The sequence below is a fragment of the Sulfurimonas denitrificans DSM 1251 genome (assembly GCF_000012965.1).
Lineage (GTDB): Bacteria > Campylobacterota > Campylobacteria > Campylobacterales > Sulfurimonadaceae > Sulfurimonas > Sulfurimonas denitrificans.
On record NC_007575.1, the window covers coordinates 2,010,238 to 2,035,497 of the forward strand.

Genomic DNA, 25,260 nt, shown 5'->3' on the forward strand with positions numbered 1-25,260 from the left:
ATGGGCAACTCTTTAGAATTAATCATAAAAAATTTCAACATAACAGAACAGGTGCTATCAGATAGAAAAAATATCGGTCTTTATATAGAGTCTCTATCCTCTTTGATTGTGGATAAATTTTATGACTATCTTTTATCAAATGCAGATTTCGCGAAACTTATTGACCCTAAAGATATTCCAATGTTAAAAAGAGTAAGGGCGCAGTTTATTGTTTCGCTGTTTAATGATGATTTTGATGATCTTCTTTTTAATAAGATTAAACAGGTTTATAAGGACTCTCCAGTTAGACCCAACACATACCTAATAGCTTCATCTTTTGAGATTATTATGCAGTCTATTATAGATATAGCCTCTGTCAATCATCAACTTCAAAGAGGTTTAAAAACTATATATAAATTTTTACATATTGCTGAATTTATCATGCAAAAAGAGTTTCTAGATGATAGCGCTCAAAAAACAACTACTTCAAAAAACAGCCTTATAAATGCGCTTGAGTCTCTTTATGAAATGTTATCTATCCATAAAAGCAAACACGAACTTCTACTTGAGTGCTATGAAAAAAATATCATAGATACAAGCAACATCATAGAGCTTCCATCAAATGATGTTCTCTTGTGCAGATTTCATGAGACTACTTCTGCTATAAAGAATTTGGTTTTAGATATGGATTACTTTGGTGTAGATATCTCCATAATTGATGAATTGCATCGCAAATACCACCAAAATGTAAGTGATTTGTATAGCGCAATAGATAAAAATTTGCCAAAAAATGAGCAACAAGCTTATCTAAACAATACAGCCCAAACATCTCAAGAACTTTTTGAGCAGATAAATAAGCCCTTTGAAAAAGTATCATCACTTACCTTTTTAGTCGTCAATGGCGGTATGCGCTTTATACAGCAGTATGGCTATATTTTAAATGAAACAAAATTTATCCCTTTTGATAAAGCCCAAGAGATGTGCGATTTCATCAAAAACATACTAAAAGAGTCTTTGCAAGAGTCGCTTTTATGGGCAATTGACTCATATAGTGTAACTACTAAAGAAGATGAAAGAAGCAGTGATATTTCTGAGAGAATAGTCTTTAATAATGCGACAATCTTTATAACTCTAAATATTAAAAAAATCCCATATAGCTCATTTATCTTTGATATTTTACATATTTTTTTAGAGATTTTAAAAATTACACTCATCAACCGAGAAAAAGAGCATAAGCTAACAATTTTTGCAGATAAAGCGGAGTCAGCCAATCGCTCTAAAGATATGTTTTTGGCAAATATGTCACATGAGTTAAGAACTCCGCTAAATGCGATAATAGGCTTTTCACAAATTTTGCAAACAAGAGAAGAGATACCGCAAAATATGCGCTCTTACATAGAAAAAATATCCATAGCTGGAAATAATTTGCTAAACCTTGTAAATACTATTTTAGATTTTGCAAAACTTGAAGCTGGAAAAATATCTTATCATCCAAGGATGACGCTTCTCTCAGATATAGCAAAAGAGATTTCAATCATTATTTCGCCTCTTGCTGAAGCCAAAAATATCACTTTAACAATGCCAGCAGATATATCGTTGGCTCTTTTTATAGACGCACAACTTATGAAGCAATCCCTCATAAACATACTCTCAAATGCAATCAAATTTACTCCAAATGACGGAGAGGTTATATTTTCTATTACGTTTGACAAACAAAGAAATCAGTATGTTTTATCAATCTGCGATAACGGTGTAGGTATGGATAAAGAGTCCATTTCTCAGCTTTTTACACCATTTACGCAGATAGACAATCACCTTCAAACCGCTTCAAAGGGCACAGGATTAGGGCTTGTGATAACCAAAAAAATAGTAGAAGATTTGCATGGCGGTAAAATCTGGGTAGAGAGTAGTGTTGGCGAGGGAAGCTGTTTTTATATCGCTGTTCCTATACAAACTGAATTAACAAAAATAGAAATTTTTGCTTCAAAAAACAGCGATAACGAAAAGCTCCTTATCGTTGAAGATAGTGAGGAGTATGTAAAAATTTTAGTAGAGAAACTTCTCCCGTACTACAACATTACAGTTACTAACTCCATAAACAAAGCAAAAGAGCTTTTAGAAAAAAATGAGTATGACAAGATGATACTCGACTTTTTTCTAATAGATGGCATCTGTTCAGAGGTTCTATTTTTTATGGAAAACAAAGAGATACAAACGCCAGTTTATGTAATTTCAGCAGAAGATGATTTTAAAATAGTAGAGCATCTTAGAGAGTCTAGCAATATCATGGGTGTCTTTAACAAAAGAGATACTGTTCTTATCTGCGACACGATTAAAGGGGAGAGTTAGTGAGCAAAATAGCTATTCCAGACTCATTTCCAAATTTACCGTCTTCTATAAAGAAGATACAAAAAATGTTCTCTTCAAATGAGATAAATATCCATTCGCTCATTACCGCACTCAAAGAGGAGCCACTTTTATGTGCAAATATTTTAAAGTTGGTAAACTCTCCATATTATGGCTTAAAGAGTAGTGTTGCTTCCATTGAGAGTGCTGTTACTCTGCTTGGAGTAACTGTTCTAAGAGGCATAATTATGGCTACTATTTTAAAAAAATCATTCCCGCTGGATTTGTCTGTTTATAACATCTCCGCTCAAGAGTTTGACAAAATATGTATCTTGCGCACAAGGTTTTTAAAGGTGTGGCTAAAGGATGAAGATTTTGACATTCAAACGCTATCATCAGTAGCTTTTTTAATGGAGAGCGGAAAAATAATAACTTCTTATGAGATAATAAAAAATCAGCTTAGCTCTGCTTTTATAGAACTATCACAAAAAAACTCGATTTTGGAAGCAGAAAAAGAGCTATTTGATGCCAACAGCTATGAAATAGCCTCTTTACTGTTTGAGCAGTGGGAGTTTGAAGAGAGTTTTATAAAACTAATCTCAAATATACCAAACCCCTCAACAAGGGAGCAAAAAATTCTACATGTACTCTCTGTTGCTATAAGTGTTGAGGGTGTTTTAGAAGAGAAAAATATTGGGTTAGCAATAGAGCTAATAAATGAGTATGGGTTTGATAAAGAGAAGTTTATGAAAGCTCTTGAGGCGTTAAGAGAAGAGTCGCTTTAGCCCAAATTTATCCTTTTTTAGTATTATTTGCACAATATATTTTAAAGATGGTTTACACAAATGATAAAAAAAGCTCACGACGCATATAACAACAAAGATTTTGAGAGTGCATTTAAACTCTACACACAACTATCAAACGAGGGAAATGCTGATGCTATGGCATCTCTGGGTTACATGTACCAAAACGCTCAAGGTTGTGATATAGATGAAAAAAAAGCTCTCTCTCTTTACGAGAGAGCCGCTGAACTTAAACAGCCTTATGCTCTTTATAATTTAGGGATTTTATATATGAACGGTCTTGGCGGAGTAGAGCATGACCAGTTTAAGGCACATGACTTTTTTATGGAAGCTGCAACTAGAGAGGTTGTTCCAGCAATGTATGAGACAGCTCTTATGTTGGAGCGTGGGCTTGGATGTTTACAAAACTTCTCAGAGGCTGCCTTTTGGTATGAGGAGGGAGCAAAAAGAGGACATCTGGAATCTTTTAACAACCTTGGTGTTTTATACAAAGAGGGACATGGTGTTCATAAAGATGAGGCAAGATGCTTTATCTGTTTTAAGAGAGCCGCAGATGGCGGTCTTGCAGAGGGACTTTACAATCTTGGACTGCTTTATGATCAAGGATTTGGATGTGCACAAGATCATGACATGGCACTAGACTTATGTAGAAAAGCCGCTTACAAGGGTCATACAAAGGCGCAAGAGATTATAAAAGGTCTTCAAGAAGAGGGCAAAATAGTATTTTAACGATACTATAATTTACAATTAAAAGAGATAACAAATGTTCACAGGACTCATAAGAGAGATAGCAAATGTTAAGAGTTTGCGTGGAAGTAAACTGAGTATCAGAGCAAAACACAAAGCTTCTATTGGCGACTCTATTGCAATAAATGGTGCTTGTTTGACGGTTATTGAGATTTCAAGTGATGGCTTTAGCGTTGAGCTATCACCTGAGAGTCAAAGTGTTTTGGCGATGGAGAACTACAAAAATGAAGTTCACATTGAACCAGCCATGATGATGGGCGATAGATTTGAAGGTCATATTGTTCAAGGGCATATTGACGCTATTGGCGAGATAAAAGAGATAAAAAACAGTGGCAACTCTTATGACGTTTATATAAAAATTGATAAAAAATTCATAGCATATATCATCCCTAAAGGCTCAATCACAGTTGATGGAATCAGCCTTACAGTAAATGAGGTTTTTGATGATAGCTTCCGTCTAACTATCATTCCCCACACCATGAAAGAGACACTTTTTAAAAACTATAAAAGAGGCTCAAAGGTAAATATAGAGACAGATATGTTTGCCCGTTACGTTGCGCACATAATCTCTCACAAAAAAAACTCCCTCTCATGGGATGAAGTTGATGCCATATCAGCTTCTTATTGATGAAATACAAACTACTCAAAGACAACTTTGGGCATAACAGTTTTAGAGAGCTTCAAGAAGATGGTGTTAATGCCATCTTAGATGGTCGTGACTTGCTTATGATTTTACCAACTGGTGGCGGAAAATCGCTTGTTTATCAGCTCCCTACACTTCTGATGGACGGCATAAGCATAGTTATATCGCCACTTATAGCACTTATGCAAGACCAAGTCTCTTCACTTAGAGCGCAAGGAATGAGTGCGCAGATGATAAGCTCCGCACAAAGCCGTGATGAAGTAGATGAGATAATCGCTCAAGCACAAAATGGCGAGTTAAAGTTTTTATATCTCTCTCCTGAGAGGCTAAACAATCAAGCCACAATTGCGATGCTGCGAGGTTTAAATATAAACTTCTTTGTAGTAGATGAAGCGCACTGTATCTCACAATGGGGACATGAGTTTAGAGATGATTATAGAGCGCTTGGGAACTTAAGAGCAAACTTTGCATCAACTCCCATCTGCGCATTTACTGCAACTTCAACAGAGCATGTAACTGAGGATATACTGCGAGAGTTGAGATTTCAAAATCCGCTTCTCTTAAAGGGGAAAATATTTCGTAAAAATATTTTTATCTCTCTTGAGCGCAGAGTTGCAAATGGACACGAACAGCTCAAACTCTTCTTAGCAAGACATAAAAAAGAGAGCGGAATCATCTATGTAAGCTCAAGAAAAAAGGCAGAGGAGTTAAGTCTCTTTCTCAATAAAAGCGGTTATAAATCTCTGCCATATCACGCAGGTCTGCCTCAGCATGTAAGAGAGCAAAACTTCAAAATTTTTGTAAATGACAAGATAGATATTATGGTTGCAACCATAGCTTTTGGAATGGGAATAGATAAGAGTAATATCCGTTTTGTAGTTCACATGTCACTTCCAAAATCATTAGAGAACTACTATCAAGAGATAGGACGAGCTGGGCGAGATGGGGATGACGCAGAGGTTATTATGTTCTTTAATGCAGCTGATCTTACTCAACACAAAAGATTTTTGGATGATATACAAAATGAGGAGTATAAAGAGCATCTAAGCCAAAAAATAGAGACTATCTACAAATACGCAACAAGTGAAATCTGTTTTCACAAGCAGATAGCCGAGTACTTTGAAGATACGCTTGATGAGTGTTTAACTGGGTGCGACAATTGCGCAAACTCTAAAGAGATTAGAGAGAACATCACAAAAGAGGCTCAGATGATTCTAAGTGCCATCTATAAAACAGAGCAGAAGTTTGGAAAAAACTACATTATAGATATTTTAAGAGGTTCAAAAGAGCAAAAACTCTTAGCTAACAGTGCTGATAAACTCTCTGTCTATGGGATTGGTGAGAGTAGAGCCAAGCGAGTTTGGTATGTTATCTTAGAGAGGCTCTTAGAGCTAAAAATAGTATATTTGGGTGAGTTTAGCGTTCTCAAACTAACACAAGAAGCCGCAGAGACACTAAGAGGCAAAAAAGAGATTTTTATAAGAGCCTCAAGACTACATGTAAGCGATAAAGCAAAGAGAGTAAAACCTAGAGATGAAGAAGATTTCGATGCAGAACTATTTGAAAAATTAAAAGCAAAACGAACACAAATCGCTGGTGAGCTAAAAGTTCCAGCTTACATAGTCTTCTCAGATAAAGTACTCAAAAATCTCTCCGTTGCAAAACCGCAAAACAGAGAGAATATGTTAGAGGTAAACGGTGTTGCAGAGAAGAAGTTTCAGCTCTATGGGGCGCAGTTTTTAGAAGTTTTTAATAAATAACTTTATCATTTAACATTATAAAACAATGTTTTTTTAACACTTTTCTCTTCATTTATAAGCAGTTTCATAATATCTATGTTAAAATTCAAAATCTAAAATTGGAGCTAAAAAAATAATGAAAAAAATGTCTATAAAAATGCAGGTTATCCTCTTAGTGATTGCCTCGTTAGCTGTGTTGGCTTTAATATCAACTTCAATAGCTAGTTCAAAAAGTAAAGAGGCACTACTTAGTGAAAATTTATCTCAACTCTCAAAAGGAAGAGATCTTAAAAAAGGTCAGATTGAGGATTTTTTCCAATCAAGGGTAAAAGATATTGAGGTTCTCTCAAGGTCTAAAGATTTGGCTGAACTTGCTAGCTCACTTATAAGAGTCCATAATGAACTAGAAGTTAAAGGAGAAGATGATTATCCAGCTAAAAACCAGATGGCATTAGCGGAAATTGCTCCTCATGAGACATATTTTCAAGCCTATATGAAAGATTATGGTTATAGCGACATATTTGTTGTATGCGCAAAACATGGTCATGTTATGTACACAGGTGCAAAAAAGTCGGACAATGGAGCAAATCTTACTCATGGCTCACTAAAAGATAGCTCTTTGGGCATGGCATACAAAGAAGCTCTAAAAAACAATCGTCCTACTTTTATAGACATGAAGCCTTACGCACCAAGCAACAATGAACCCTCAATGTTTCTATCTACACCTGTAAAAGTAAATGGAGAAGTTAAAGCTGTTTTAATATTTCAAATTTCAAATAGCGCAATAAGCAAAGTTATGAGCTACAGAGAAGAAGGGAGCGCTGCAACTCAAGATGATTATCTAGTTGGAGCTGACAAGCTTATGAGAAGTGATAGCTTTTTGAGAAAAGATACTCACTCAGTAAAGGCATCTTTCGCAAATCCTTCTACTGGTTCTGGCGATACACAAGCCTCTCGCAATGCTCTTGAAGGAAAAACTGGAAACGTTACATCAACAGGTTTTGATGGTAGCAGCGTTATATTTTCTTACTCTAGCATTCAAATAGGAGAGGACCTTAAATGGGCTATCATCTCAAGAATAGGTGAAGAGGAGGTTATAGCATCTGCAAATGAGATAAGAAATACTTTAATCATTGACTCACTGCTCCTGCTTGTTGTAATTATTATAATCTCTATCTATGTTATCAACGTAAGTTTAGTAAAACCTATAGAGAGATTTAAAACATCTCTTTTAACTATTGGCGATAATAAAAACCTAACAATAAAAGTGGATGAAAATGCACCTTTAGAGCTCTCACAAATGGCACATAGTTTCAATACACTTATTTTAACACTAAGAGACCTCATAGAGACTTCAAAACAATCAGCAAGCGAAAACGCTTCAATCTCACATGAGCTCTCAACAACGGCGATGGGAGTTGGAGAGAGTGTTGAGAAGTCTGTATCTATTATAGATGATGCAACTAAAAAAGCAAATAGCATCAAAGATGAGATTTCTCAGGCGATACATGATGCACAAGAGAGCAAAAAAGGGATACTTCAAGCAAATGAAAATCTTGACATGGCAAGAGCTGAGATAGTCTCTCTTAGTAAAAAAGTTGGAGAGAGTGCTCAACTTGAAGTTGAACTCTCTGATAGAATGCAAACTCTCTCACATGAAGCAAATGAAGTTAAAAATGTTCTTGAAATCATCTCAGACATTGCAGACCAAACAAACCTTCTAGCTCTAAATGCTGCGATTGAAGCAGCTCGTGCTGGTGAGCATGGACGTGGTTTTGCCGTTGTTGCTGATGAAGTGCGCAAACTTGCAGAGAGAACGCAAAGAAGCTTAACAGAGATAAATGCAACTATAAATGTAATAGTACAATCTATCGTTGATGTAAGTGGGCAGATGAGCTCAAATTCAGAGGAAGTTCAAGCCTTAGCGCAAAGTGCTTCTGATGTAGAAGATAAGATAAATAACAGTGTTGCTATAGTTGAGAATGCTGTAAGAGCTAGTGATAAGACTGTAAGCGATTTTGAGAAAACTGGTAAAAATGTTGAGTATATTGTCTCACAAGTTACTCAAATAAATGAAATCTCTTCAAAAAATGCAAGAAACGTAGAAGAGATTGCAGCAGCAGCTGAACATCTAAACTCTATGACCGATGAGTTACATGGTAAACTTGAAGAGTTTAGAACTTAAATATATTAGAGAGTGCAATCCCTAAGTGAAGTTACATGTGGATTGCACCTCATCTTATGCTCCACATCTACCACGCTATAAATATCTAGCTTTGATTGAGATGCCACAGTTGCATCTCTAAAGCCCTCTCCACTATTTAAAAAAACATAAAAACCACTCTCCCAAAGAGCAACTCTTATGGGTAGCGCTATTGAGTAGGTTGTAAGAACTCCATCATCTTTTATAATATTTTTTATATCCATAAAATACTCTTTTGTCCATAGCAATGGATTTGCTGCTGGAGAAAAAGCATCTTGGAAAACAACATCAAAGGTTTGAGCGCTAAATCTTTTTATATACTCTCTTGCATCGCCTACAAATATCTCTACATGTAGAGTTTCATCTTGATAAATCCCATTTTGTGACAACTCTTTTACTATATTTTTTAGTGGTTCAAACTCTTTTGGATAACTAAAATATTTAAGTGATTTAACCAAAGAGCCATCAAGTTCAGGAGAAAATATACGCAGTTTTGAAGTTAGTCTGTTTTGTCTATGGTACCAAATAGTAGCGAGTGTATTAAAACCCAAACCAAAGCAGATATCTAAGATGGTTATCTCTGAATGATTTTTTTTTAGTTCAAATGCTGGGATAACATGTTTTACAAGTGATTCATATAGCGCACCATCTTTTGTAGAGTGATAATGCTCCTCGTACTCTTTTGAGTACGCCGTATAGCTCCCATCTTCACTTAAAACTATTGAGTGGAGTTTATCATCAAATTTTTTCATCACAGTCAAATAGCTCACTCTTTTTCTATAGTTTTACTTCAAAATGTTATTTATGCTGATTTTAGTTAAAAAGTCGCTCTTGTATCCATGATGGTTTTTTTCTACAATCAAGAACCGCATAAATATAAATTATCTTATTCTTTATTTTGTAATATATTGAAAATGGAAAACGCTTTGACAAAAGTCTATAATAATCAGAAATAATTATGTGAACTCCAGCGTATATATGGAGTGATTCAATATCTGAAAATATAGAATCTAAAAAATACTTACCTAAGCCTTCGCTTTGTGATTCATAAAAATACACCCCTATAGCAATATCTTTTTCAGCTTCATCAAGGATTTTTATTTTCATTAAACTAACTTTTGTAACCTGCTTTTAGCCTCTTCTAACTCGCTAAAGGTTGATTTGCCATTTTGAATATTTTGTTCTCTTTGCTCTAATATATTCAGATGCCACTGAGGGGTAAAGCCCTTTTGAGTTGCATCATTACTCATATTTTCCCATAGCTCTTCCAACATTAAAAACTTTTCACTTATAGGCATTTGATCATAATTTAATGACACTGACATTTAAATACTCCTATGACATAAACTCTTTGGTACATTTTATCATATTTCTCTCATTTGTATAATCACATCTCCACTCAAGAAAGCAGCATAATAAACTCTATGAGTCGGATTGATAGACTTATAGAAGTGAGAAAAATCCTCTACAACCCATTACCCCACATATGCATCTTCTTGGCGATTAGCAAATCGTATCTTTCAACCGCTTCTATCGTGTTTGGGGCTCTAAACTCAAAATCTTCAAGTTGCTTTACTACCTTATCTATATCTAAGATGCCTTTTTTTTCCATAATGATTATGTTTGCAGTGTTTGCAAGAGTAAGATAAGAGAGCTTTAACATCATCTCTTGATTTTGATGAAGATGAAATATATCTTTAAGAAGTACAGCATCATGGTCTCTTGGAAGCGCTCTAAATGGGGCTTTAAAGTCATCTATATACTGAACTCTTGCATTTATCGCATGGAGATTTTGTTTATTTTTGCCATAGAGAGCTAGATTAAACTCTCCGCCAACACCTTGCATCATATCGCTAAAGAGTTTGGTTATCTCATCTGTTGTTGTGCTAACTTCAAGATAGTGATTTCCAGGGAGAGGTTTAAAAATAGCTCTGAAATGTTCTAAATCAACCATTTTAGTACGCTAACTCATTTAGCTCTTTAAAAAGATAAGCTTCAACTATATCATCTACACTACGCTGAGTGTGTGCTACTAAAACCATCATATTTTGCTCCATAAATGGCCATACATACTCGTTGTCATTTTTTACAACTGCAACTTCACTTAGGTTAAGAAAAGCATCTCTGTTTGCATTATGAGAGACCGCTCTAATTCTGCCCTCTTCTACATGTAACTGAGTCCATACTACAACATCATTTATAGCAACTATTGAAGCCTCTTCTATATCATCGCTATCCATTGGGATTAAAATATACATCTCTTATCCTATCTTTGATTCATCAAGAGCTAGAGCGTCATTATCCATAACACCAATGCGTCTCTCTAACACTTTTGAAGCAATCTCTTTTGCATCCTCAAGCGAGTGCATCTTATAAGTTCCGCACTGATAAACATTTAATTCTGGAATATCTTTTTGCTCTTTAACCCCTAAAATATCCTGCATTGAAGCGCTCCATGCATCTGCTACTCTCTGCTCGTCTGGTGAGCCAATTAAGCTCATATAAAACCCTGTACGGCATCCCATAGGAGAGATGTCTATAATCTCAACATCCTTAGAGTTTAGGTGGTCTCGCATAAATCCAGCAAAAAGATGCTCTAACGTATGAATACCCTCGGAGGATAAAATCTCTTTGTTTGGAGCAACAAAACGTAAATCAAAAACTGTAATATCATCACCGCTTGGTGTCTTCATCCCTTTTGCACGGCGAACTGCTGGGGCTGGCATAATTGTATGATCAACTTTAAAACTATCTAATAGTGGCATATAAATCTCCTTGTATTTTTGACTTATTGTAGCGTTTTTATAAAAACAACCTCTCATAAAAAGGCTAACAAACAGAGTACATGTGATAAAATCACGCAAATTAAAGTTTGTAAAATATGTCTCTTAGGAATTTATGTGTTAGAAAATTCACAACTCGAGAGAGTTATCCTCATAGGTGCTTCAACTGGAGGACCAGGTCAGATAGAGAAGATAATTAAAGCTCTGCCAAAACTCAAACATACAACCATCATAATCGCTCAGCACATGGCGCTTGATTTTATTGCAAGTTTTGTAAAAAGGTTAGGCGAGCATAGTAGTAACAGCATACATATTATAGAAAATGCTCTTAGATTAAGAGCGGGAGAGATATATATTTGCCAAGGAATCACCACAATTCATAGCACAAATGTGGGGCTGGAATTTCATCTTACATGTTCAAAAGAGTACAAATACAATCCCGATATAAACGCTCTCTTTAGCTCTTTTGCCCCTTTTGTAAAGAGTTATAAAACACTAGGCATTATACTAACAGGAATTGGCGATGATGGTGTTAGCGGATGCAAAGAGTTGTCTTTAATGGGGGCTAGAACAATTACCCAAACCCAAGAGAGCGCCATTGTAGATGGAATGCCGCTTCGGGCAAGACAATCAATAGAGTCAATTGAGATAGATGACACTAATGGTATAAAAAATAAAATTATGGAGTTTTGTAACTAATGTTTTTTAATTTTTTCAAAAAAGATACCTCTTTTGAGCCAGAGCATAAAAGAGAGCAGATACAAGATTATGATGATATTTCACAAATTGCAAACTTCTTTAAAAATGAGACAGGAGTTACTTTTGACAAACAAGAGTCCATCTTAAAAAATAAAGTAACAACATTTTGTAAACACAAAGAGATATTCTCATTTCATGAGCTACTAGACTCTTTAAATCGCAACAGCACTCTAAAACAAGAGCTTATTGACACGCTTACAACCAATGAGACATTTTTTTACAGAGAGTTTAAACAGGTTCAAGAGTTAGTAGAGCTTGTTAAAAAATGCTCTCATAAAGTAGAAATTTTGTGCGCACCCTCGGCTACTGGAGAGGAGCCATACAGTATAGCTATCGCTCTCTTAGAGGCTGGCGTTGCTTCTGAGAGCTTTAACATACTTGGTATAGATATCAATCAAGAGGCAATACAAAGAGCAAAAAATGGAGTTTACAAAGAGAGAAACATACGAAATCTCTCTAGCGAGCAGCTCCGTAAATATTTTAAGCAAGAGGGTGGCTTATATCGTTTAAATGATAGCGTTAAGTCAAGAGTCACCTTTAGAGTGATAAATATTTTTGACCACTCTTTTAAAAACATAGGAAATTTCGATTTTATTTTTTGTAGAAACATGCTTATATATTTTGACAAAGAGACAAAAATAAAAGCAAAAGAGATTTTACAAAATCTTAGAAAAAATAAAAATCAAGAGATATTTTTTGGGCACGCAGATCTGTTTTAAGTCGCTATAATAATACTTTTAATATCCTAATCTATATTAAAAAAAATTATATAACATGAAAGAACGAAAGAGAAGAAATGAAGTTAAAACTAAAGTCTAAATTACTATTTTTATCAGTAGTGCCGATACTTTTTATAACTTTTCTCTCATTTATGCTTCTCTCAGATATTATTAAAAACAGACAAAATCTAGAACTTACAAAACAGTACATACTAGAAGCAGAAGTTATTTCAAAAGTTATTCACTTCATGCAAATAGAGCGTGGCACTACAACTGGAATGATTGCAAATAAAAAAATAGACGATAAAGATACAAATCTTCAACATGTAAAAGCACTCTGCGACAGAGCCGTTTTGGATGCTAAGAGCACTCTTGATGTTTGTGATTTTTGTCATAACTCTCAAGCGCTAGGTACTTTAGAAGATATTAAAAACAGAAACAATATTAAACTCCTTAGCCTCTCTATTCCTGATGCAAAAGCCTACTATACACAACAGATAGAATCTCTTCTTCTATTTGTAAAAAAAATTCCATCTTTAATGAATGATAAAGAGCACAGAAACTATCTCCAAGCTCATAGCTATCTCGCGTCTGCAAAAGAGGCTCTGGGGCAGATAAGAGCAACTTTGATGGAGGTTTACTCAAACAAACAGCTCTCTGAGGGCTCTTTGCTATCTCTAATAAAATTTTTAGAGATTTATAATCTTGATTGTGAAAATTTCAAAACAATCGCTAGTAAAGATATTCTTGCTATTCATGCACGACACTTCAGGGGAGAGGCTGTTGAGAAGACTCTTGATATGATACACTCAATCATTAGAGATAGAAATGATATAAATTTTTCTCTAGTAGAGCCATCATACTGGTTTAAACAATCAACAATCTCAATAAACGCACTAAGAGATGTAGAGCGTGAACTCTTTGAGAGTGTAACTGAGCTTATAAATGAGAAACTAAAACTTACTTTTTACAAAATTCTTCTTATAACATCATTTCTGCTCACTACTATCATTACTCTTGCTTCTATAATGGTGTTAATTGTTAGAAAAATTATCTCCTCAACAAACTCTTTAGAACAAAATTATGATGAATCTATCTCACTTTTAGAGCAGTACAGAGCAGCGGTAGATAGAAGCTTTATAGTTTCAAAAACAGATCCAAAAGGTATTATTACCTATGTAAATAGTGAATTTTGTAAAATCAGCGGTTTTTCAAAGGATGAACTAATTGGTAAATCGCACAATTTTATAAGACACCCACAAATGAAAGATAATACATTCAAAGAGATGTGGCATACCATAAAAGAGCTAAAAAAACCGTGGCGTGGTGAGGTAATAAACCTTAAAAAAGATGGCTCATACTACTGGGTAAAGGCGATTATAAACCCTATCCTCGATAAGAATGGAGAGATTGTTGAGTATATTGCAATTCGTAGCGACATCACAGAGATAAAAAATGCTCTCACAACTGATGCACTAACTGGTTATGACAACCGAACAAAACTCTCTGAGGATATTAAAGAGCTTAAAGACCTCTCTTTGGCAATATTAAACCTTGATAATTTCAGGCAGCTTAATGACTTTTATGGGCATCAGTTTGGAAACTTAGTCATCATCTCAATAGCAAATAAAATCTATAATTTCATCTCAAAAGATAAAAAACTAAAGTTTTATAGACTCCAAGGTGATGAGTTTGTAGTAGTTGGAGTTGAGTATGACAAAGAGAAATTCATCTCAAAAACAAAAGAGATACTGCTCCTAATAAAAGAGAGATTTAGCATGAAAAATGAAGAAATTCTTCTTTCATGTAGTTGCGGAATCTCTTTTGAAGATAACGAACACATCCTCTCTGGTGCGAACATGGCTCTTAAAACTGCTAAAAAAAGCAGCATTGACCTTTTAGTTTATGATGACTCTTTATCGCTAAATCAGCAGTATGAAAACAATATGATAGTTACAAAAAAAATCTCTGACGCTCTAAAAAACGATAACATCATCACCTACTATCAGCCAATAATAAATAACAAAGACGAAAACAAAGAGCCTAAAAAATATGAGTGTTTAGTTAGAATGAGAGATGGAGATAAAATTTTATCTCCCTATTTCTTCTTAGACATTGCAAAACAGACAAAGCAGTATTTTGGTATTACTAAAGCTGTAGTTTTTCAGGCTTTTGAGATGTTTAAAGATAAAGAAGCACAGTTTTCTATAAATCTATCCATTAACGATATTTTAGATGAAGAGATGTCTAAATATATTCTTATGATGCTCGATAGATATGAGGTTGGAAATAGAGTTATTTTTGAAATTCTCGAATCTGAATATATAGAAAATTTTGAAGAACTCTTAATATTTATCACAAAAATAAAAAAGTATAAGTGTAAAATTGCTATTGATGATTTTGGAACTGGCTATAGCAACTTTGGATACCTTATAAAACTAAAACCTGACCTCTTAAAGATTGATGGCTCACTTATTAGAAATATAGACAAAGATAAAAATGCGCGTCTTATAGTCTCAACTATTGTTGAATTTTCACATAAACTTGGAATGAAGATTGTTGCAGAGTTTGTTGAAAATAAGGAGATATTTGAGATAGTCAAAACTCTAGGAATTGACTATTCACAAGGATACTACTTCTCAGAACCAAAAGAGAGTTTGTAAAAACCTCAGACTCTCTCAAGGAGTTTTTTGAGGATATATAGCTTATCTTTGAGTTTATCTTTATCCTCTTTTTTTGAAACCTCTTTTAACTCTTTTTTTGTTTTTGTTATCTTTTTTACAAGCTTATCTTTTAGTTTTTCCCTCTTTTTTTCGTCACTTTCACTAAAGAAAAGTTTTTGTATCTCTTTGACTAGTTTATCTATTTTCATGTTGAAACTCCCAATGTTCTTAAATCTTTATCTTTTATCCACAATATTGTAGCCACTTGCAGAAGCTTTTGCGTTACATCATAGGCAAATGAGCTATCGTTAATAAGTGATGTTGCCATTTTTGAGTCTATCTTATTCTCTCTTATAAGCGTATCTATACGGCTATTTTTTATATTGTCAAGAGCCTTTACACTCTCTTTTAATAGTTCCATAGAGGAGAGAACATCTATCTCATCTTCATGCTCTTTAACCATATTTATAGTGTCTATCGTCTTTGCGATATAGATTCTTATGTTATTGTACTCATCTTTTACATAACTGTTTTTTGATTTTGAGTAAAAATATATATTTTTTTGCAAATCTCGCATATTTTTTATGGCTTCTATTATCTCACGTGAAGCAAGTTTCAAATCATAGACATGATTTTGGCTCTCTTGGTTCATATTTTCTTGAGATAAAGTCGCATAGTAGATTATGTCACTGTAGAGAGATTTTATTTTTTTGGCATAAAACTCATCCACATCTGTGTTGATATTTATCTGTGAATTTTTTACAACACTCGGTATGTCTGGGCTTTTTATAAACTCATGTCTATGCAGCGAAATGGCATGAGATATCGCTTCAATCGCACTATCATATAGGCGAATTGTCTCTTTTTTTATAGCTTCAATCGCAGCATCTGGTACATTTATAACAACTTTATCCAAGTATAGAGGTTTTAGTGCATAAATATTTACCTCTATAAAAAGCGTCTCTAAATATTTTACAAGCCTTTGCGTAAATGGAGCGACAAGCAGAACTCCAATAACATTAAACATGGTATGAAAGAGTGCAAGTTTCATAGCATAATCATCATCGCCAATGCCTATTTTTGAGGCTAAAAACGTTGTAAAATCGCTTAGCTGATAGAGAAAAACAATAGCTACAAAAGCGGTTATAAGGTTAAAGATAAGATGTGCTGTTGCTACTCTTTTGCCATTTGCATTTGAGGAGAGTGCACCTAAAATTGCAGTAATTGTAGTTCCTACATTTGCGCCTATTGCAAGTTCAAGAGCATTTATATAGATAATCTGATTTGTTGCAAGAGCAGTGATAACAATAGCCATTGTTGCTGCGCTTGACTGCATAATAACAGTTGCAATAACGCCTAGCAAAATATAAACCAAAGCCCCTAAATATCCCTCTAATGCGTATTTTGAAAGGTCAAGTTTGCTTTGCAAAACTTCAAAACCATCTTTCATATAATCAATACCAAGAAATATAAACCCAAGCCCTAAAAGTATATTTGCTATACCCTGATAACTTTTACTCTGTGAAAATTTTAAAACAACTCCAAAAATTATCATAGGCATCGCAAAAGAGGCTATATCTATCTTTAAACCAAAACTAGAGACTATCCAAGCGGTAGTAGTTGAGCCGATATTTGAGCCAAATATAACTCCAATAGCTCCACTTAGAGTTATAAGTTCTGCACTTAAAAATGAGATAATTATGATAGATACAAGTGATGAGCTTTGCATTAGAGCAGTGGCTATAAAGCCCGTTCCAATAGCCTTTGGAAGTGTGTCGGTACTAACTTGCAAGACTCTCTCAAGCACTCCACCGCTAAAGAGTTTAAACCCATCTTCCATAAAAGTCATACCAATCAAGAAGATAGCTACTCCAGCTATGATAATCTTGTAGTCATGATTATAAAAAAGAACAAGAGCTAGTAAAAATAGAAAGAGATAGTAGTAATATTTTTTGAGCATTATAAACCTCTGCTTTACTTAATTTTTTTCAAAATAAATTTAATCACAATCATAATAACAATAGCCTCTATAATAGCCGCTAAAACAAATGCGTAGTACTCATCTAAACTAATAGCGTTGTTGCTTATAGCTATAGTAGCGATTGCTATTAAAAACGTCAAAGGCATGGAATCGCCAAGGCTAAACAAAATAGTTCCTCTAACTCCCAAATACCTGTAATATGCCACAAATGAACTAACTATTCTAGCTAAAACCATAGCCATAACTATCAAGCTTGCTTCAAAGAGTATGTTTATAGTCAACAAGACGTTAATATCGAGTGTTGTTCCAACATAGATAAAAAACAGAGGCACTAAAAACCCAAACCCAACACGATGCAGAGTCTGTGGAAGTTCAACTTTATGCTCAAAAAAGTTTGCTATAAAAACACCCGCTATAAAGGCTCCCAAAACCATATCTATATGAAGATACTGCATAATTGCAATAAGTATAAAAAAGAGTGCCATAGATACTCTAATATCCTGACTCATACTGTCATTGTCTGGCATAATAGTTTTTCTAAGTGCAGGAAACCACCAAAAAAGTATGCTTAGAGCTTTAAAAACATAAACTGTAACAATAAGAACAACTATAAGAATTGAAATATTTTTATAAAACTCTTCACCAAAACCATGAACTGCTATTGCGTCAAAAATGACAAGTGCAGAGATACTTATAAGCTCACCAATTACGCCTATTATAAGTGAGAGTTCAAGCCACTTATGCTCTTTGCCATGCTCATTTATTAACACCATTATCATCCCCAAAGAGACTATTGGAATAACGACTATATAGACTGGATTTAGATCAAAAATAAAATATAGCAAAAACGATATTCCATAAAGAGAGCTAAAATATAAAATGATGTTTTTTATATATTTATCTTTAAAAGTTATAAACTTTCTAATGTTTACCTCAACACCAGCCAAGAACATCAGATAAAAAAACCCTATCTTTGCAATATCTTTAAACTGCTCATTGTTCCCATCTATAAAACCCAACCAAACAACCAGTGCACCTAAAATTATCTCTACAACTGCAACTGACACTTTGAGTGTTCTTGCAAAGAGGGGAGCGACTAAAATTAAAATAACTATTCCCGATAACAACGCTACACTTTGCATGCAACTACCTATCCTTTTAGCTTACCAACTCATTAAAATAAAACTCTACTCCCAACAAAACCATCTTTTTATATCTACTTTATTCCTGCGGCTGCTTCTCTTGCTCTGTCCTTTTTACTTTTGCCTTTGCCTTTTATAGGCTCTTTGCCTTTTTCTCTCTTTGGCGCTTCTGTAGTAAGCTCAAAGCCCTCTATCTGCTCTCTTTTGAGTCTGATGTTTGAGCGTTTTTCTATCAAGCGAAAATGTGCCTCATCTTCATGGTCTATAAAGGAGATAGCCATCCCAGCTTTACCTGCTCTTGCCGTTCGTCCTATGCGGTGTATGTAGTCAGCACTTGAGCGCGGAAGGTCAAAATTGATTACGCATGTAATGTCATTTATATCCAATCCTCTTGAGACTAAATCAGTGGCAAATAAAATCTGGAGTTTTTTTGTTTTGAACTCTTCTAGCGTGTAGTTTCTATCTTCTTGATGCAAATCGCCATGAAACGAATCGGCGCTAAATCCATGTTTTCTAAACTTTGCAGCTATATTATCAGCAGCTCTTTTGCTTGACATAAACACAATTACAAGTTCATATTTTTCACTCTTTAAGAGATGTCTAAGAAGAGGAGCGCGGTTTTCTCTGCTTACCAAAATAGCGCGTTGAACAACACTCTCAACTGTTGGCTCTTCATCTTCTACACTAACCTCAATGGGATTTTGCATAATCTTTGAAGCGATAAAGAGCATCTTTGGAGGATATGTAGCTGAGAAGAGTAAGTTTTGGCGCTTTTGCCCAAGTGCTTCAAGGATAAGTTCAAGCTCTTCTGCAAACCCAAAATCAAGCATTTTATCCGCTTCATCAAGAACAAAAAAATCTACATGTGAGAGAATCATCTGTTTTTTACTTAAAATATCAAGGAAGCGCCCCGATGTAGCAACTAAGATATCGCACCCTTTTTGAATGTTAAAGAGTTGCTCTCCAATCCCCTCTCCGCCGATTACACCAACAACTTTTGGCTTCTTGCTCATAAACGCACCAAAAGTGTTAAAAGCTTCAACTATCTGTTGTGTCAGCTCTCTTGTAGGTGTTAGAACAAGGACTTTTATCTTTGCTTTTCCCTCATAGCTATCACGAGATAAAAGCTCTAAAATAGGCAAAATAAAACTGGCACTCTTCCCGCTTCCAGTTTGAGCCTTTGCCATAATATCATGACGCTCCAGCACAAGCGGAATAACTCTCTCTTGAATAGGTGTTGGTTTAGTAAAGCCGTTTTGCTTTAGTGCTTGTAGTATATTTTGCGAAAGTCCAAGTTTTGAAAACGGCATTTACTATCCTTCTCTATATTTGAGCGCATTTTAGGTAATTTTGCCTTTAGAGGATATTTTACTGCTCCTATTTATTACTCAGTTGATTGTTTTGGATTGATTCACAGGCTATTAGTATCTTTTTTCTCTCTATTCCCCATCTGTAACCGCTCATAGCTCCACTTTTTGCTATGACTCTATGGCATGGGATAAGATAGCCGATGTGATTTTTGCCAATGGCGGAGGCGACTGCTCTGGTAGCTTTTGGTTTCTCAAGATAGTTTGCTATATCTTGGTAAGTGGCGACTACGCCGTTTGGAAGGTTTAAGAGCGCTTTCCAAACATTTACTTGAAGATTTGTTCCCTTTACAAAAAGAGAGTATTTTTTGTTTTTTATAAAGATATTTTCTAAGTATTCACGTGCCGCTTTTTCATCAAAATGTAGATTTGCATTTTCCCAGAGTTCGTTAAATCTTTTAAAAATCTCATTTTTATTCTCATCTATAAAGCCCAGATAACAAACTCCCTTATCAGTAAAACCGATAAGTGCCTCACCAAAAGGAGTCTGCCCATAACCGTAAGTTATAAGAACATCCTTTCCTTTTTCTCTCCACTCTTTAGGAGTTACACCTATTAGATTTACGAAAAGTTCATGGAGACGGCTACTGCTTGATAGCCCTATATCCAAACTGCTATCAAGGATAGATTTGGACTCTTTTATATGCTCTTTTGCATAGTTTAGAGTAACAGAGTGCAAAAACTGTTTTGGGGTAACGCCTACATACTCTTTAAAAACTCTTATAAAATGAAATTTACTCATACCGATATTTTTAGCAACCTCGTCAATAGATGGGTGCTCTTTAAAGTTTTCATCAATATACTTGATGGCTTTTTCTATCTGTTTATAGTTATCGTGCAGGAGTGAAATTTCATCCATTTTTAGCTCTTTTAAAAAGTTGATTTATTATAAATCACAAAGCCCTTTGCTAACTCTTCTAACTCTTTGTTTATCTTTACATGTAGCTCTGTATCGTTTATATTATCCAAAACATCGCAGATTTTGTTTGCGATAAGTTCAAACTCTGCTTCTTTCATACCTCTAGCCGTTAGTGCTGGGCTTCCTATACGGATACCGCTTGTTATAAAAGGGCTTCTTGTGTCGTTTGGAACACCGTTTTTGTTTACTGTGATTCCCGCTCTCTCCAGCGCTGCATCTGCATCTTTACCTGAGAAATCTCTGTTTAAAAACGACACCAACACTAAGTGGTTGTCCGTTCCGCCAGAGACCAAATCATAACCTCTTTTTGTTAAAACAACTTCAAGCACTTTTGCATTTGCCTTTACTTGTTTTGCATACTCTCTCCATGACGGGTCTAGTATCTCTTTAAATGCAACAGCTTTTGCAGCGATAACATGTACAAGCGGACCACCTTGAATACCTGGGAAAATAGCAGAGTTTATCTTCTTTGCTATCTCTTCATCATCTGTCATAATCATACCGCCTCTTGGACCTCTTAGAGTCTTATGAGTAGTTGTTGTTACTACATGAGCGTGAGGAAATGGACTCATATGCTCATCTGCCGCGACTAAACCAGCCACATGAGCGATATCTGCAAAAAGAAAAGCTCCAACAGCATCAGCAATTTCACGGAATTTTTTAAAGTCTATCTCTCTAGCATAAGCCGATGCTCCACAAACGATAATCTTTGGTTGAACTGCTTTTGCGATTTCTAAGATTTTATCATAGTCCATTCTTCCGTCTGCCTCAACACCATAAGTAAAACTTGAGTAGTTTTGCCCTGAAAAGCTCGGTTTGCTACCATGTGTCAAGTGTCCGCCATGACTTAAATCCATACCTAAGAGTTTGTCACCAGCCTTTAGAAGTGCCGCATAAACAGCTGCATTTGCTTGACTTCCTGAGTGTGGTTGAACATTTGCAAATTTACAGCCAAATATCTCACAAGCTCTATCAATAGCTAACTGCTCAACAGCATCAGCATATTCGCAACCGCCATAATATCTCTTGTATGGATAACCCTCAGCGTACTTGTTTGTAAATACGCTTCCCATAGCTTCCATAACCGCCGGACTTGTAAAGTTTTCACTGGCAATCATCTCTAAGTGAGCAGTTTGCCTCTTTAACTCGCCTTCTATGATTGAAAATACTTCCCTGTCCGCATGTTCTAAACTTTTGCTTGATATAAAACTCATCTTAGTATCTCCGCTATTATTTTATTTTTAAAATAATATCTCAAGCCAAAATATTTAACAATCCAAAAATTGCTATATTTTGCTTGCACTCTATTTATAGTATCGTCCCACACATTTAATAATATCTATTCTTATGACTGCAGTTCCACTTATCATCTTTGGCGGCATCTCTTTATCTATCAGATGCGGAGTAAATTTTTCTATTATTTTATAAAGTGCTTTATACTTTTCATCAAAATCTTCAACAATCGAAGCATGTCCTTGCATGATAATGCTGTTAAATTCACTATTTACGTCACATGGGTCTTCTACTCCCTCGTGTAACAGCGAGAGCATCTCATCTACCTCAAAACATACGTTTGGATTATCTTTTATATTGTCTATCTTCTCTCCCATAGGCAAACCATGCAGATATATTTTATCTTCAAAATATACAAAATGCATTGGCACAATATATGGATAATCATCTTTGGAAAATGTTCCTATTCTTCCAACTTCAGCACGATGCAAAAACTCTAAAATCTGTTCCTGCGTTAAAAGATGTGTTTTTGTTCTATGTCTCATATCCATCTCCTTTTTTCTTGTTAGTATAATGCAATCTATCCGCTAAAAGCAATCCAAAAATTGCTCCACTCTTTATTGACAGATGAAACACTTTGGAATATACTTTGCAAAAAAATAAGGTAAAAATTATGCCTACAGAGAGAAAAAACACAAAAGGTAAAAAAAGGAATATGTTGGAGACTTTTTTTACAAAAATCTTAAATTTTGATATCTTTTTAGATCAAAGAGCAGATGCTATACTTCTTAAGTTTGTAAATATTTTGCGTTATATTTTTATCATGATTATGATTGCATACTTAGCTATTTGTCTTATGAGTCTGTTTCATAAAGTTGTCTCATTTACCTTTGCTCAAGGTGCTCTTGACTTTGCTTCTATAAAAAATATTTTAACAGATGGACTCTTTACGCTGATAGTACTTGCAATTGTAAAAACACTTTTCATAAAAAATGGTTTTGACTATGCCATAACATTTTTAGAGATTACTTTTGTTGTTTTAGTTAGAAAAATGATTTTACTAGAGACTGATCCATCTGAAACTCTGCTTCTGCTTGTCCTTGGTTTAACATCTGCACTATTTTTTATTCTTATTGTTTATATACATGTACTAAAAAACAGAGAAAAAAAAGAACAAGACCTTATAGAGCAAAAATAGTATTACTGCTAATTGCTCTACTTATTTATTTTCCTATTCATATTAAAAAGAGCAACTGCAACAAAAGCGAGCAGACACCCTATAAGCGTTGATAATTCTAGATTTTCACCATATACAACCCAGCTAGAAGCGATAGCGCCTATTGGGACTATAAACATAAAAACGCCTGTTTGATGAGCGCCAATTTTACCTGCCGAGATAAAATAAAGAGCGGTGCTAAAAGTCCCAGGAACGATTCCTATAAAGATAATAGTAGCCCAAAAAACAGTGTCATACGCCCCGTAGTCAAACGGATGATAAGGGAGTGCAAACATCATATTTGTAAAGCCCGCCACGCCAAAAACGACAAGCGTATAAAACATAGGATTTGCTCTTGAAGCCGCCTTTTGCGAAAGTATGGTAACTAATGCCCAGACAACGGCACACCCCAAAAAGTATGAACTCTCTACATGCAAAAACCCAAAACCCTCAAACGGAATACGAAGTAAAATAAGTGCTCCGAAAATCCCGATGGAGAGTGCCACTACTTGTCTAGTTGAGACCTTTGTACCTAAAATAGTTATGGACATAAGATATGTAAAAATTGGTGCAAGAGATGTCACCATAGTTCCGCCATATCCAGCTGCTCCATGAGATAGTCCTGCAAAAAAAAGGTAGTTAAAAAGAGAGGTCAAAAGCCCAGCCATTAACATGTAGATAAATCCAACTCTATCTGATTTGAGTGGACTCTTAAGATACCAGATAACAGGCAAAAGAGTTATAAACGAGATAGCGTAACGCCAAAATGCTGCAACTTCCGCATGAGAATGCTCTGCTGCAACCTTCCCAGCCGTCCAAGCAACACCCCAAAAAAGCATAGCAACTATCATAAGTATAAAGTAGCGTGTCTGATTTTTCGTGCTGCTCATCTTTTTTGCTCTTAGTTTTTATCGAATTATACAAGCTTATTTCTTGATACTGTCGCCTTATTTAAAACCGCTTCTATCTTTTATAAGTTTGCTTTTTAGTTTGATTCATAAAATACAACATCCTTATCTCTCTAATATCTGCATGTAAACAAAACAAGAGCAGAAACAATAATCTAATAGCACATATAGTAACAGTTTTATATATTTATACCATTAAATAATAAAATTCTTAAAATGTAACGCTAAATATAACATTTAAAAATTACTATTGAGTTTATGAATCAAACTAAAGTATTAATCATTGAAGATAACAGATTATCAGCTTTAAAAATAAAAAAATTACTCAAATCTAGCGGTTTTGAAGTATGTGGTATCGTATCTAACGCCAGTGATGCCATGGAAATTATTAAATTGTGCAGAGTGGATGGCATAATTATTGACATGGAAACTAAATTTAAGTTAAATGGCATTGAGATTGTCTCTTTTATTCATAAAACAGAGAACATACCAACTATTGTTGTAACAAAACACCATAATTATCAAATTTTAAAAGAGGCTTCAAAAATACACTTTATTGGTTACATTGTTAAACCTTACCTCGATTCACAACTCTTAAAAGAAGTTAAACTAATCTCAATTCGTTTAGGATTAATTACCCCCCCTCAAATGACATCATTGACATAGGAAACAATTATCACTACAGCAGATATGAAAAAAAACTATACCACTCAAACATACATGTAAAACTCACAAAACAAGAACTCTCTTTAGTTGAAATTCTGGTTCAAAATATCGGACAAATTGTTACTCTTGAGACTATTGAATTTATACTTTGGCACGACAAAGCAGTAACTGATGGCTCTCGCAGACAGTTGCTTTTTAGACTTAAGTCAAAAATGCAAGGAGTTACAATTGAAGTCATCAAAGGAGTTGGCTACAAACTTCACAAGCAGTAGCCATCCAAACCACATATTACAAAAATAGATATATTTTCACTTTCACAAATGACAAATAATTATATTACACAAAGTTACATCTTCTAAATTTTCTAGCATAATCAATCAATGTAACACTATTTATAACGCTAGATTTATAAAATATGGTGTTTTTAAAATAAAATCAAAAAGG

26 protein-coding genes are annotated in these 25,260 nt (G+C 34.8%); 12 read left to right on the forward strand and 14 right to left on the reverse strand.

The genetic code is table 11. The features are described 5' to 3' along the window. The 6 genes from SUDEN_RS11135 to SUDEN_RS10030 all read left to right on the forward strand — a co-directional run bounded on the left by SUDEN_RS11135 (position 1) and on the right by SUDEN_RS10030 (position 8,442). Positions 1 to 2,328 (forward strand): ATP-binding protein, encoded by a 2,328-nt coding sequence (locus tag SUDEN_RS11135; protein ID WP_011373541.1) that lies wholly within the window; start codon positions 1 to 3, stop codon positions 2,326 to 2,328. Beyond that, the gene (locus SUDEN_RS10010; RefSeq protein ID WP_011373542.1) at positions 2,328 to 3,110 is read left to right on the forward strand and encodes an HDOD domain-containing protein; all 783 of its coding nucleotides are present in this window, start codon (positions 2,328 to 2,330) and stop codon (positions 3,108 to 3,110) included. Before SUDEN_RS11135 ends, SUDEN_RS10010 begins: the two co-directional genes overlap by 1 nt. A 60-nt stretch (positions 3,111 to 3,170) precedes the next feature. Beyond that, entirely contained in the window at positions 3,171 to 3,857 is a 687-nt protein-coding gene (locus tag SUDEN_RS10015; RefSeq protein WP_011373543.1) for a tetratricopeptide repeat protein, read from the forward strand. A gap of 34 nt (positions 3,858 to 3,891) precedes the next feature. Then, positions 3,892 to 4,503, forward strand: a complete 612-nt coding sequence (gene ribE / locus SUDEN_RS10020; protein WP_011373544.1) for a riboflavin synthase — start codon at positions 3,892 to 3,894, stop codon at positions 4,501 to 4,503. Next, positions 4,503 to 6,278, forward strand: a complete 1,776-nt coding sequence (recQ, locus tag SUDEN_RS10025) for a DNA helicase RecQ (RefSeq protein WP_011373545.1) — start codon at positions 4,503 to 4,505, stop codon at positions 6,276 to 6,278. The genes ribE and recQ overlap by 1 nt, the downstream gene beginning before the upstream one ends. Before the next feature lie 115 nt (positions 6,279 to 6,393). Then, on the forward strand, positions 6,394 to 8,442 hold the full coding sequence (locus SUDEN_RS10030; protein ID WP_011373546.1) for a methyl-accepting chemotaxis protein: 2,049 nt from the start codon (positions 6,394 to 6,396) through the stop codon (positions 8,440 to 8,442). Positions 8,443 to 8,447: 5 nt separating this feature from the next. Here the strand turns inward: SUDEN_RS10030 and SUDEN_RS10035 are convergent, their stop codons facing one another. The 6 genes from SUDEN_RS10035 to luxS form a co-directional block, all read right to left on the reverse strand. Continuing rightward, positions 8,448 to 9,230 (reverse strand): tRNA (5-methylaminomethyl-2-thiouridine)(34)-methyltransferase MnmD, encoded by a 783-nt coding sequence (locus SUDEN_RS10035; RefSeq protein WP_238374809.1) that lies wholly within the window; start codon positions 9,228 to 9,230, stop codon positions 8,448 to 8,450. A gap of 43 nt (positions 9,231 to 9,273) precedes the next feature. After that, on the reverse strand, positions 9,274 to 9,567 hold the full coding sequence (locus SUDEN_RS10040) for a hypothetical protein (protein ID WP_011373548.1): 294 nt from the start codon (positions 9,565 to 9,567) through the stop codon (positions 9,274 to 9,276). Beyond that, positions 9,567 to 9,785: an addiction module protein gene (locus SUDEN_RS10045; RefSeq protein WP_011373549.1), complete on the reverse strand. Its 219-nt coding sequence runs from the start codon at positions 9,783 to 9,785 to the stop codon at positions 9,567 to 9,569. The genes SUDEN_RS10040 and SUDEN_RS10045 overlap by 1 nt, the downstream gene beginning before the upstream one ends. Positions 9,786 to 9,925: 140 nt before the next feature. Next, on the reverse strand, positions 9,926 to 10,414 hold the full coding sequence (locus tag SUDEN_RS10050) for a hypothetical protein (protein ID WP_011373550.1): 489 nt from the start codon (positions 10,412 to 10,414) through the stop codon (positions 9,926 to 9,928). Position 10,415: 1 nt separating this feature from the next. Further along, positions 10,416 to 10,718, reverse strand: a complete 303-nt coding sequence (locus tag SUDEN_RS10055) for a hypothetical protein (RefSeq protein ID WP_011373551.1) — start codon at positions 10,716 to 10,718, stop codon at positions 10,416 to 10,418. Positions 10,719 to 10,721: 3 nt separating this feature from the next. After that, positions 10,722 to 11,225 carry an S-ribosylhomocysteine lyase gene (luxS, locus tag SUDEN_RS10060; protein ID WP_011373552.1) on the reverse strand — a complete coding sequence of 168 codons (504 nt, stop codon included), beginning with the start codon at positions 11,223 to 11,225 and terminating at the stop codon, positions 10,722 to 10,724. Positions 11,226 to 11,360: 135 nt separating this feature from the next. Between luxS and SUDEN_RS10065 the strand changes: the two genes are divergently transcribed. The 3 genes from SUDEN_RS10065 to SUDEN_RS10075 all read left to right on the forward strand — a co-directional run bounded on the left by SUDEN_RS10065 (position 11,361) and on the right by SUDEN_RS10075 (position 15,384). After that, on the forward strand, positions 11,361 to 11,942 hold the full coding sequence (locus SUDEN_RS10065) for a chemotaxis protein CheB (protein ID WP_011373553.1): 582 nt from the start codon (positions 11,361 to 11,363) through the stop codon (positions 11,940 to 11,942). Next, on the forward strand, positions 11,942 to 12,721 hold the full coding sequence (locus tag SUDEN_RS10070; RefSeq protein ID WP_011373554.1) for a CheR family methyltransferase: 780 nt from the start codon (positions 11,942 to 11,944) through the stop codon (positions 12,719 to 12,721). Before SUDEN_RS10065 ends, SUDEN_RS10070 begins: the two co-directional genes overlap by 1 nt. A gap of 77 nt (positions 12,722 to 12,798) precedes the next feature. Continuing rightward, positions 12,799 to 15,384 carry an EAL domain-containing protein gene (locus tag SUDEN_RS10075; RefSeq protein WP_011373555.1) on the forward strand — a complete coding sequence of 862 codons (2,586 nt, stop codon included), beginning with the start codon at positions 12,799 to 12,801 and terminating at the stop codon, positions 15,382 to 15,384. A 5-nt stretch (positions 15,385 to 15,389) separates the two neighbouring features. Here SUDEN_RS10075 and SUDEN_RS10080 read toward each other — a convergent pair whose 3' ends face one another. From SUDEN_RS10080 to SUDEN_RS10110, 7 genes are all read right to left on the reverse strand, one after another. Beyond that, complete coding sequence (locus SUDEN_RS10080) at positions 15,390 to 15,593, reverse strand: hypothetical protein (protein ID WP_011373556.1); 204 nt, start codon at positions 15,591 to 15,593, stop codon at positions 15,390 to 15,392. Beyond that, on the reverse strand, positions 15,590 to 17,344 hold the full coding sequence (locus SUDEN_RS10085) for a Na/Pi cotransporter family protein (RefSeq protein ID WP_011373557.1): 1,755 nt from the start codon (positions 17,342 to 17,344) through the stop codon (positions 15,590 to 15,592). Before SUDEN_RS10085 ends, SUDEN_RS10080 begins: the two co-directional genes overlap by 4 nt. Positions 17,345 to 17,358: 14 nt before the next feature. Beyond that, complete coding sequence (locus tag SUDEN_RS10090) at positions 17,359 to 18,507, reverse strand: cation:proton antiporter (protein WP_011373558.1); 1,149 nt, start codon at positions 18,505 to 18,507, stop codon at positions 17,359 to 17,361. Positions 18,508 to 18,581: 74 nt separating this feature from the next. Further along, positions 18,582 to 19,817, reverse strand: a complete 1,236-nt coding sequence (locus SUDEN_RS10095) for a DEAD/DEAH box helicase (RefSeq protein WP_011373559.1) — start codon at positions 19,815 to 19,817, stop codon at positions 18,582 to 18,584. 67 nt (positions 19,818 to 19,884) lie between these two features. Next, positions 19,885 to 20,733, reverse strand: coding sequence for a bifunctional helix-turn-helix domain-containing protein/methylated-DNA--[protein]-cysteine S-methyltransferase (locus SUDEN_RS10100; protein ID WP_011373560.1), 849 nt, complete (start codon positions 20,731 to 20,733; stop codon positions 19,885 to 19,887). Between the two features lie 11 nt (positions 20,734 to 20,744). Next, on the reverse strand, positions 20,745 to 22,007 hold the full coding sequence (locus SUDEN_RS10105) for a serine hydroxymethyltransferase (RefSeq protein WP_011373561.1): 1,263 nt from the start codon (positions 22,005 to 22,007) through the stop codon (positions 20,745 to 20,747). Between the two features lie 90 nt (positions 22,008 to 22,097). Continuing rightward, complete coding sequence (locus tag SUDEN_RS10110) at positions 22,098 to 22,571, reverse strand: pyridoxamine 5'-phosphate oxidase family protein (RefSeq protein WP_011373562.1); 474 nt, start codon at positions 22,569 to 22,571, stop codon at positions 22,098 to 22,100. A gap of 170 nt (positions 22,572 to 22,741) precedes the next feature. Here SUDEN_RS10110 and SUDEN_RS10115 point away from each other — a divergent pair, with 170 nt between their 5' ends. Beyond that, positions 22,742 to 23,224, forward strand: coding sequence for a hypothetical protein (locus SUDEN_RS10115; RefSeq protein WP_238374810.1), 483 nt, complete (start codon positions 22,742 to 22,744; stop codon positions 23,222 to 23,224). A 17-nt stretch (positions 23,225 to 23,241) separates the two neighbouring features. Here the strand turns inward: SUDEN_RS10115 and SUDEN_RS10120 are convergent, their stop codons facing one another. Then, complete coding sequence (locus tag SUDEN_RS10120) at positions 23,242 to 24,132, reverse strand: DMT family transporter (protein WP_011373564.1); 891 nt, start codon at positions 24,130 to 24,132, stop codon at positions 23,242 to 23,244. 276 nt (positions 24,133 to 24,408) lie between these two features. Between SUDEN_RS10120 and SUDEN_RS10125 the strand changes: the two genes are divergently transcribed. Together SUDEN_RS10125 and SUDEN_RS11640 are read left to right on the forward strand one after the other, a co-directional pair. After that, a complete protein-coding gene (locus SUDEN_RS10125; protein ID WP_011373565.1) occupies positions 24,409 to 24,816 on the forward strand; it encodes a response regulator in 408 nt (135 codons plus the stop codon). A gap of 50 nt (positions 24,817 to 24,866) precedes the next feature. Further along, a complete protein-coding gene (locus tag SUDEN_RS11640; RefSeq protein ID WP_430742004.1) occupies positions 24,867 to 25,088 on the forward strand; it encodes a helix-turn-helix domain-containing protein in 222 nt (73 codons plus the stop codon). Positions 25,089 to 25,260 lie beyond the last annotated feature (172 nt).